The organism is Rubrivivax sp. A210 (assembly GCF_904426505.1).
In the GTDB taxonomy this organism is placed as follows: domain Bacteria; phylum Pseudomonadota; class Gammaproteobacteria; order Burkholderiales; family Burkholderiaceae_C; genus Rubrivivax.
Genome location: NZ_CAJGBN010000063.1, coordinates 1 through 1,448 on the forward strand (window position 1 = coordinate 1; position 1,448 = coordinate 1,448).

1 protein-coding gene is annotated in these 1,448 nt (G+C 59.1%); it reads right to left on the reverse strand.

What is annotated here, in order from left to right:
• Positions 1 to 396: 396 nt before the first annotated feature.
• A complete protein-coding gene (locus JMV16_RS21135; protein ID WP_201496305.1) occupies positions 397 to 723 on the reverse strand; it encodes a barstar family protein in 327 nt (108 codons plus the stop codon).
• Between the last annotated feature and the right edge of the window lie 725 nt (positions 724 to 1,448).

The following is a 1,448-nucleotide window of genomic DNA, read 5'->3' on the forward strand; positions in this document are numbered from 1 at the left end:
CGAGGGCTATCTGATTCTCGACGATTGCGTGAAAGGTGGCATGTGCCTTCACGTTCGGTAGTTCGATCCTTGCGCGTCGATGGAATCTCTCGGCCAACGAGATGCGTTCCTGTTCGTCGAGTTCTAGTCACGCTTCTGCGTTCGGCTGGATACTGGGATCGTAGGTGGGCGGCGTACTCATGGTTTTGTGAGGCCTAACGTTCGAGCTAAGCGGGCGACGACGGCAGGACGCCAGGCCCGGGCTGGTGAAAATGTACCGCGTACCACCAGCCCGGGCCTGGTGGCCTGCCGTTGGCGCTCCGCTTGAGCGAGGGGTTAGGCCTCGTTCTGCCACTAGCTGGCGGACTCTCGTTCATGACCAAAGACCAAATTCGGTGGAAGGCATTAGCGGGTGAACTATTCGAGTACAAGGACGATTCGTGCCTTTTCTCCGGCCTCAATATATCGCTGATTGACGAAGGCTGTACATTCGAGAAGTCCAGTGCACACCTCTGTTGCAGCACTGAAGAAGTTGGTGAACTGCGGAACATGAATGAATAGATCTTCATTCTCGGTCAGTTTTATGGTGGACATGCCATCATCATCCTGCAGGTACGTAAGGCAATCAATCCATGCATCCATATTCCGACCGTAGAACTCTGGAAAGCCGAAAAGCTTGGCGCACTCGTCATGAAACGACGGCCAGTCACTAATTCGCTGCGTCGGTAAGGTCAGATGCGTCATGTCTTTGAGTTTCGAGTCGCGACGTTGCCGCGGCGCTGAATACGAGGCCTAACGTTCGAGCTAAGTGGGTGACGACGGCTTGCCGCCAGGCCCGGGCTGCGGAGAATGTAGCGCACCGCAGCCCGGGCCTGGTGGCAAGCCGTTGGCGCTCCACTTGAGCGAGGGGTTAGGCAGAGCTGCGCATTGGGTGGAGAGCTTTGAATTCTGGCTATCTTCTTGCTCGCGAACAAAGAAGGCTTCCCGCTCCGCGCTTGCGAGCGCGGCGTGCCACGTCTTCGAGCCGCCGCGCCAGAGGAGCAGGCCGGGACGCGCAAACGCTGGCCGCGGCGGCCCCACGAACAGATTGAAATTCATGGCTTCCTTCGCAGTGTCCTGCCCAGACATAGCGCTACTGCTTCATGTCTTTGTCTTGGTCTCGTCGGAGCAGGGAACCATGCGTGCCTCTGGCTACGGAGATTCCGGCGCCACCGCTGTAGCCGGCCGATGGTGCTGCGGCTCTGCCGACTCGTGGCTGTTCGGTTCACGCCGCCAGGCGCCGACTCTGCTGGAACACCACAAGGCTTGCCCTGCGCTGCCTAACGTTCGAGCTAACCGGCCTGCGGAGGCAGGACGCCTTGGCCCGAACTGAGAGAATGTACCGTGTACCTCAGTTCGGGCCAAGGTGGCCTGCCGTAGCTGGTCCGGTTGAGCGAGGGGTTAGGGCGCATTCGCTACGGTTGCTTTGC